This is a genomic window from Pseudomonas flavocrustae, from assembly GCF_029872515.1.
GTDB lineage: Bacteria > Pseudomonadota > Gammaproteobacteria > Pseudomonadales > Pseudomonadaceae > Chryseomonas > Chryseomonas aestiva.
In genome coordinates this window covers 133,431-141,481 of record NZ_JAPDIQ010000011.1, presented here as the reverse complement: position 1 = coordinate 141,481, position 8,051 = coordinate 133,431, and the positions used below count along the sequence as shown (strand labels likewise).

The following is an 8,051-nucleotide window of genomic DNA, read 5'->3' as shown; positions in this document are numbered from 1 at the left end:
TGCAGCAGTGGAGGATAGGGCGAGGGGGCAGGCGGGGTGGGCAAGGCGGTCTCCGGACGGCGGGGGACCGGCGCAGCGTACCGACCCCGGGGCCGACACGGGGTCGACCCTGGAGACGATTATACGACCTTTGTCGCTTTCAATGGCCTTTCAGTCACTGAAAAAACCGTTGGCTAGCGCACCAGGTGCAGGAACTGCAGATGACGTTCGTACTGGTCGAGCATGTCATTGAGGATCTGCTCGCGGTTGTAGCCCACCAGGTCGTAGTCCTGGCTGCCTTCGGTGAGGTGCACCTCGGCGCGGTAGTAGCGCCGATTCTTCAAGTGCAGGCCGCCGATGCCGGCGCGGGCAAAGGAGGGCGTGAAGTAGCCCTGCATGATCACCTGGTAGATGAAGGGGTGCTCTTCGCCATGGCCGATGATGAGTTGCAGGTTGGCGTTGGTGGCGTCGAATTGGGTCTCCACCACCAACCCTTTCTCCCGCGAGACCTCGACCATCTCTTCCATGGCTGGCCGCACGGTGCTGTCCATGAAGCGATAGACCTCGTCCCGCGAAGGGAAGTACACCGCCTGGGACAGCCGCTGGCGCCAGCCGCCATGGCGGGCCTTGCCGTTGGTCGCCACCGGCGCCAGCGAATGCAGCCGCGCCCGCTGGCGCTGGGATTCCAGGTGCAGCGCCTTGTGCAGCCCCCACATCATCAGCAGCACCACCACCGAGAAGGGGAGCGAGGTCAGCACCACCGCGGATTTCAGCGCATCCATGCTGCCGGCGAACAGCAGGCCGCCCGTGACCAGGGCCACGGCCGCGCCCCAGAACACCCGCAACCACTTGGGACCGTCTTCATCGGCCTCGCCGCCGGTGGACGACAGGGTCGAGAGCACCACGGTGCCGGAATCGGCCGAGGTGACGAAGAAGACGAAGCTCACCAGCACGGCGACGCTGATCACCACGCGGCTGGCCGGATAGGTTTCCAGCACCTGATAGAAGACCATGGCCGGATCGGTGAGAGCGGTCTGCGCCAGGCCGGTCATGCCCTGGCCGAGGACCAGCTCCAGGGCGCTGTTGCCGAAGATCGACAGCCAGGCCAGGGTGAAGCCCAGCGGGATGAACAGCACGCCGAAGACGAATTCGCGGATGGTGCGACCGCGCGAGATGCGCGCGATGAATAGCCCGACGAAGGGCGCCCAGGCGATCCACCAGGCCCAGTAGAACACCGTCCAGCCACCCAGCCAGTCGGACGGCTCGTCATAGGCATAGAGATCGAAGCTCTTGCCCGGCAAGGCCGAGAGATAGTCGCCGATGTTCTGGATCAGGGTGTTGAGCAGGTGCTGGGTCGGACCGGCGAACAGCACGAACAGCAGCAGGGCGACGGCCAGCACCATGTTGATGTCGGACATGATGCGCACGCCCTTGTCGACACCGGACACGGCCACGGCGATGGCCGCGCCCATCATCAGCACGATGAGGATCAGTTGCACCCAGTGGCTGTGGCTGATGCCGAACAGGTAGTCGAGGCCGGCATTGAGGTGCAGCACCCCGAAGCCCAGGTCGGCGCCGAGGCCGAAAATGGTGGCGATGATGCCGAAGGCGTCCACGGCGTGGCCGATGGGCCCGTTGATGCGCTTGCCGATCAGCGGATAGAGCGCCGAACGCAGGGCCAGCGGCAGGTTGTGGCGATAGGCGAAGTAGGCCAGGGCCATGGCCACCAGGGCGAACACGCCCCAGCCGTGCAGGCCCCAGTGCAGGAAGAGAATCTGCATGGCCTGGCGCGCGGCTGCCGGATTGCCGCCTTCACCGGCCGGGGGCTGGGCGAAGTGGGTCAGGGGTTCGGATACGCAAAAGAAGAACAGGGTGATGCTGATGCCCGCGGCGAACAGCATGCCGGCCCAGGACAGATAGCTGAACTCGGGTTGGTCGTGGTCGGCACCGAGCTTGATCTTGCCGTAGCCGGACAGCGCGGTGACCACCACGAACACCAGATAGAGCGACATGGCCAGCAGGTAGTACCAGCCGACCGTATTGGCGGCCCAGGTCTGGGCCTGCAGCAGCCAGGCGCCGGCCTGCTCGGGACGGCCGATGACCACCAGGGAAAACAGCAGGATCACTGCGGCCGCACAATAGAAGGCGGGAGGATTCAGCTTTACGGTGCCGGATGAGGGCGTTGCACTCATGAGGACTCCTTGCAGACTGCCAAAGGGAGAATGCTTTTTTAATTGATCGTTCGATTAAAAAAGAATACCACAGGAGGCCCCCGAGGTGAACGCTTCGAGTCAGCGAGGCGTTGAAAGTTGCCGCTTAGAAGGCTTGCTTATGCCGGTGGTCGACTTTGGTCGAGCCAGGGCCGAATGGTCAGAACCGTGACCTCTTGGCAAAGTCTGTTGGGTATGACTCAGGCATCTTCTCCCTTCGGCTCCTATCGTCCACTACTGCTTCTGGTAGAGGACGAACCCTTGCTGCGGGAATTGGCCACCGAGGCCCTGGAGTCGCTGGTGGACCTCCAGGTAGTGGCCATGTCGACCGCCGATGCGGCGCTGAGCTATCTGGAACAGAACGGTGCCCGCATCGACGTGCTCTTCACCGACGTGCGCATGCCGGGACGCCTGGATGGCGAGGCCCTGGCCCAACTGGTCGCTCAGCGCTGGCCGCACATCCCGGTGATTCTCACCTCCGGCGATCGCCTGACCGTCCCCCGCGGCGCCGGCCGCACCCGCTTCATGCCCAAGCCCTGGCATATCGACGACATGGCCAATTGCGTCAACGAGGTGCTGGGGCAGAGTCGGGTGGCGTGAGGGGCGGTTGAAAAGTCGGGACCTATGGCCGACTATTCGAGGGCTGATCCAGCTTGAGTCATGCCATGCGACCTTCCTTAGCCCTAGACCTCAAACGCGCAGTAATACGAGACGCTGCAGCGCGTTTTCGCGTGGCCAATCCGCGGGTATTTGGCTCTGTCCTGGACGGTACCGATCAGGACGGCAGCGATCTCGATCTGCTGGTAGACGCATTGCCGGGGGCGACATTGTTTGATCTGGGAGGCCTGCAGGATGAGCTGGAGGAGTTGCTGGGCGTTCCTGTGGATCTGGTGACCCCTGCCGATCTGCCCGGATCTTTTCGCACTCAGGTCCTGCTGGCAGCGCGACCGATATGAATCGCACAGCGGACTATCTGGTTCATATGCAACAGGCGGCCGGCGAAGCCGTAGGCTTTATCGAGGGCCTCACTCGGGAAGACTTCCTCGAAGACCGCCGGACACAGCAAGCGGTGGTCATGAGCCTGATCATCATTGGCGAAGCGGCGACCAAGATCATGATCGCGGACGAGGCTTTCACCCAAATGCATCCGCACCTTCCATGGCGCAGCATGAGGGGTATGCGCAACCGTATCGCCCATGGCTATTTCGACATCGATCTCGATGTCGTCTGGGAAACCGTCGTTACCGCTCTACCGGAGCTTCTGGAGCAACTGCGTTTGTTACCGGGAAACTAGCCTGGTAGCTCGCTGTGCCCTCACCCCAACCCTCTCCCAGGGGGAGAGGGGGCTGTCCGAGCGGGTTTCCTGCTTTATCAGCTCCAGCGAGCAAGATCGCGATCCGCTATCGGGCTGGCACCCGCAGGGGCGTCCGCATCGAGGACCGCCATGGCTGCATCGGCTCGCCCTACGGCTGCCATTGCGGATCCTTGCCGCTCAGCTTGCGATCGAGGAAGAAGGCGGTGCTGATCAGGGCCAGGTGCGACAGGGCCTGGGGCAGGTTGCCGAGGGGATAGCCGCGCTTGTCCAGTTCCTCGGCGTACAGGCCCAGGGGATTGGCGTAGCCCAGCAGCTTTTCGAACTCCAGGTGGGCTTCGTCGACGCGACCAGCGCGGGCTAGGCATTCGACGTACCAGAAGGAGCAGGCGACAAAGGCGCCTTCTTCACCCTTGAGGTTGTCCGCCGGGGTGTCGACCGGGTTGTAGCGGCGGATCATGCCGTCGTAGGCCAGGTTGGTCTTGATGGCGTCCAAGGTAGACAGCCACATGGGATCGGTGGCGCTGACGAAGCGCACCAGCGGCATCAGCAGCAGGGCGGCGTCCAGACTCTTGCCGTGGCGGGTCGAGGTGAAATGACCCAGTTCGGCGTTCCAGAAGTTGTCCCAGATGTCTTCCTGGATGGCGGCGCGCGCGGCGTACCAGCGTTCATAGGGCATTGGCAGCGAGCGCTTGACCGACAGCCGCATGGCGCGGTCGATGGCTACCCAGCACATCAGCCGTGAATGCAGGAAGTGCTCGGGATCGCCGCGCATCTCCCAGATACCGGCATCGGGCTGGTTCCAGTGTTCGCAGACGTGATCGATCATCCGCACCACGTCCTTCCAGCCATGGTGGGAGATGGCTTCGCCATACTTGTTGGACAGGTAGATGGCGTCCATCAGCTCGCCGTAGATGTCCAGCTGGACCTGCTTGTAGGCCTCGTTGCCGATGCGCACCGGACTCGAGTTCGCATAGCCCGCCAGGTGGTCGAGGGTTTCCTCGGGCAGGTCCAGCCCGCCGTCCAGGCGATACATGATCTGCAGTTTTTCCGGGGCGTTGTGGCTGTTTTCCACGCACTGGCCCACCCAGTGGGTGAAATCCTTGGCTTCCTGGGTGTAGCCCAGGCGCATGAAGGCGTAGACGGTAAAGGAGGCGTCGCGGATCCAGGAGGCGCGATAGTCCCAGTTGCGCTCGCCACCCAGTGCCTCGGGCAGGCTGAAGGTGGCGGCCGCGGCGATGGAGCCGTGCTTGCAGGAGGTCAGCAGCTTCAGCGCCAGGGCCGAGCGGGTGACCATCTCGCGCCAGCGCCCCTGGTAATGGCTCTTGGCGGCCCAGGAAGTCCAGTAGGAGAGGGTGTCCTCGAAGCAGAGATCGCTCTGGCCGGCGACGACCTTGTCGTCTTCCTTGCAGCCAAAGACGAAATCCAGTTGCTCACCCTGTTCCAGTTCGAACTCGGCCGATGCGGCATTGCCGTCCACCCGCAGAGTGACGCTTGACGCCAGGCGCAGGGTCGGCTGGCCAGCGGCCTCGAACAGGGCGCCGCCGTCCACCAGGCGGGCGCGGGTTTCGGCACGGGCATAGTCGTGGGCCGGCGCGCAGACCAGGCGGAAGCGGCAGCGGCCGGCCACCACCTGTACGCGGCGGACGATACGCGGCTTGGTATCTTCGCTGCTGCACACCGGCATCAGGTCGGTGATCTCGGCGACCCCTTCCGCCGACAGCCAGCGGGTCTGCAGGATGTTGGTATCCGGCAGGTAGAGCTGTTGCTCGCGGGCGTCTTCCCAGACCGGCGCCAGGCTGAAATAGCCGGCCTTTTCCGAGTCGAGCAGGGCGGCGAACACCGAGGGGCTGTCCAGATTCGGCCAGCAGAAGTGGTCGATGGTGCCGTCGGTGGCGACCAGGGCGCAGGTACGCAGGTCGCCGATGACACCATGGGCGCCGATACTGCGACGACCCTGTACGGAGGTGGAATCAGCCATTGTCTTCGAATCCCGGATAGAGGCACATGCCGCCGTCGACGAACAGGGTGGTGCCGACGATGTAGTCGGCCAGGTCGCTGGCGAGGAAGACCGCCGCGTTGCCCACGTCGTCGACGTGGCCGACACGCTTGTAGGGGATCAGCCTGAGCAGTTCGCGGGCCTTGGCCTCGTCGCCGGTCACCTCTTCATTGATGGCGGTGGCGATGGCGCCCGGGGCGATGCTGTTGACGCGGATGCCCTCGGCGGCGACTTCCTGGGCCAGGCTGCGCATCAGCAGATTGACCCCGCCCTTGGAGGCGGCGTAGTTGACGTGTCCAGCCCAGGGAATGACCTCGTGCACCGAGCTCATGTGGATGATCTTGCCGAGAGCGCGGGAAATGTTCTCGTCGCGGCCCTGCTTGCGGAACTGGCGGATCGCCGCCTGGGCGCAGAGAAACTGGCCGGTAAGGTTGGTGTTGATCACCGTGTTCCAGTCCTTGAGGGACATGTCGGCCACCGCCGCGTCCTTTTGCAGACCGGAGTTGGCGACCAGGATGTCCAGGCGGCCGAAGGCTTCCAGGGTGCGCTCGAACAGGGCCTTGACCGCGTCCTCGTCGCCGACGTCACCGCCCACGGCGATGGCGCGGCCTCCGGCGTCCTGGATGCGCCTGGCCAGTTCTTCGGCAGGTTCGGCGTGGGAGTGGTAGTTGATGGCGACGGCGGCACCGGCCTTGCCCAGGGCTTCGGCAACGGCGGCGCCGATCCCGGAGCTGCCGCCGGTGACCAGGGCGACCTGGCCGTTGAGGGAAAGCTGCATGTCCAGACTCCTGCGCAGAAAAGGTGTCTGACTGCTGACCGTTGCGCTCGCGTCTAGGTTCAGCCCGCGAGCGTTGCCGGATGTTCAGGCACGGGTGGTGCGGAACAGACTCATGCGGCGTTCCAGGTCTTCGGCCAGCTCCGCCAGCTGACGACTGGCCCCGGCGATCTGCTGCGACCCACTGGCGGTTTCCAGGGTGGCCGCATGGATGCGATTGATGTTTTCGTTGACCTCTTCGGCCACGGCGGTCTGTTGCGCCGCGGCGGTGGCGATCTGCGCATTCATGGCGTTCACCGAGCCGACGTCCGCCTGGATGGCTGCCAGGGCCGCGACGGCGCGCTGGGTCAGCTCGGCGGTCTCGTGGGCCTGGCCGCGACTCTCTTCCATCTGCGCCGCGGCGCGTCCGGCTCCTTCTTGCAGGGTGGCGATCATGCCGCGGATCTCGCGGGTCGATTCCTGGGTACGGGTCGCCAGGTTGCGGACCTCATCGGCCACCACGGCGAAACCGCGGCCCTGCTCTCCGGCGCGGGCGGCCTCGATGGCGGCATTCAGCGCCAGCAGGTTGGTTTGCTCGGCGATGCCGTTGATGACGGCGACGATGTTCTCGATGCTGGCGCTGTCGCTGGAGACCTGCTGCACGGTGACGCTGGCCTGCTCCAGGGCCTGCACCAGCTGACCGATGGCCTGGCCGGAGCTGGCGACCAGCCGGTTGCCGGTGTCCACCTGGGCACTGGCATTGCCGGTGGCCTGGGCGGCCTGGGCCGCGTAGCCGGCGACCTCGCCGATGGTGGCGGCCAGCTCGGTGACGGCGGCGGCCATGTGCTGGGCCTGGTTGGACTGCACATCGGTGTGGCGCTGGTTGGTCTGGGCGGTGTCCTGCAACTGGGCGGCAGCGGCGGCGACCGAACTGGCGGTATGGCGGACCTGGACGATGGTTTCGCCCAGGTGCGCGGTGGCGCTGCCCAGGGTGCCCATCACGCTGTCCGGATGACGGGTGGCGGGGCGCTCGTCCAGGCGGCCCTCGGCCAGCCGGCGGATGGCGGCGGCCACGACATGGGGTTCGCCGCCCAGGGTCGCGCCCATCTGGCGGATGATCAGGATGGAGACGGTCACGCTCAGCAGCAGGGCGAGGGCGCAGGTCACCAGCATCAGCCAGCGGAAGCCACCGGCGATGCCGCGGACCTCGGCCAGATGGCCGCTGGCGATGGCTTCCTCATGATCGATGAGCGCATTGATGCGCTTGAGCCACTCGACATAGGCCGGCGAAACGCGCTCCAGCAGGAACATCCGGGCGCCTTCCAGATCACCGGCCTGGCGCAGTTGCAGCAGGCGATCGGTCAGCGGCAGGGCGGTGCCTTCTATGTCCTTGATGGCCGCCAGCAGGCGCTGTTCCTCGGCAGTGGCGCCCTGGCTGGCATACAGCTGATCCATGGGCTCGGCGGACTGGCGATAGAAGGCCTTGAGGCGATCGATGTCGGCCAGGCGGCTGGCCAGAGGCGCGGCGTCGTGGATCAGTACCGTATCGCGAATGGCGATGGCGCGGTCGTGTACGCTGCCGCGGAAGTTGATGGCGTAACGCTGCTTGACGCTGGCGCCCTGGCTGACGGCGGTCAGGGTGTCATCGATGACGCCGACCCGCTGGACGCCGACGAGGGTGATCAGCAGCATCAGCACCAGGATCAGGCCGAAGCCCAGGCCCAGGCGGGCGGCCATGGAAAGAGGGGTGCGCATGGGAACCTCAGGAATCTATCGGAATGTGATATGGATCACATT

Annotated in this window: 7 protein-coding genes; 3 read left to right on the top strand and 4 right to left on the bottom strand. The window is 65.1% G+C overall.

The window, feature by feature from the left end:
• Positions 1-173 precede the first annotated feature (173 nt).
• Positions 174-2,138: a choline BCCT transporter BetT gene (gene betT, locus OMP44_RS21355; protein ID WP_187981318.1), complete on the bottom strand. Its 1,965-nt coding sequence runs from the start codon at positions 2,136-2,138 to the stop codon at positions 174-176.
• A 207-nt stretch (positions 2,139-2,345) separates the two neighbouring features.
• On the opposite strand from betT, the gene OMP44_RS21350 reads away from it, so the two are divergent.
• The 3 genes from OMP44_RS21350 (at position 2,346) to OMP44_RS21340 (ending at position 3,483) form a co-directional block, all read left to right on the top strand.
• Positions 2,346-2,789 (top strand): response regulator, encoded by a 444-nt coding sequence (locus OMP44_RS21350; protein WP_348529688.1) that lies wholly within the window; start codon positions 2,346-2,348, stop codon positions 2,787-2,789.
• Between the two features lie 65 nt (positions 2,790-2,854).
• Positions 2,855-3,145 carry a nucleotidyltransferase family protein gene (locus OMP44_RS21345; protein WP_133862887.1) on the top strand — a complete coding sequence of 97 codons (291 nt, stop codon included), beginning with the start codon at positions 2,855-2,857 and terminating at the stop codon, positions 3,143-3,145.
• Positions 3,142-3,483, top strand: a complete 342-nt coding sequence (locus tag OMP44_RS21340; RefSeq protein ID WP_280311070.1) for a HepT-like ribonuclease domain-containing protein — start codon at positions 3,142-3,144, stop codon at positions 3,481-3,483. The genes OMP44_RS21345 and OMP44_RS21340 overlap by 4 nt, the downstream gene beginning before the upstream one ends.
• A 169-nt stretch (positions 3,484-3,652) precedes the next feature.
• Here the strand turns inward: OMP44_RS21340 and OMP44_RS21335 are convergent, their stop codons facing one another.
• From OMP44_RS21335 to OMP44_RS21325, 3 genes are all read right to left on the bottom strand, one after another.
• Positions 3,653-5,482 (bottom strand): glycoside hydrolase family 15 protein, encoded by a 1,830-nt coding sequence (locus OMP44_RS21335; protein ID WP_187978526.1) that lies wholly within the window; start codon positions 5,480-5,482, stop codon positions 3,653-3,655.
• Entirely contained in the window at positions 5,475-6,278 is an 804-nt protein-coding gene (locus OMP44_RS21330) for an SDR family oxidoreductase (RefSeq protein ID WP_187978527.1), read from the bottom strand. Before OMP44_RS21330 ends, OMP44_RS21335 begins: the two co-directional genes overlap by 8 nt.
• A gap of 84 nt (positions 6,279-6,362) precedes the next feature.
• Positions 6,363-8,009, bottom strand: coding sequence for a methyl-accepting chemotaxis protein (locus OMP44_RS21325; protein ID WP_280311067.1), 1,647 nt, complete (start codon positions 8,007-8,009; stop codon positions 6,363-6,365).
• Positions 8,010-8,051 lie beyond the last annotated feature (42 nt).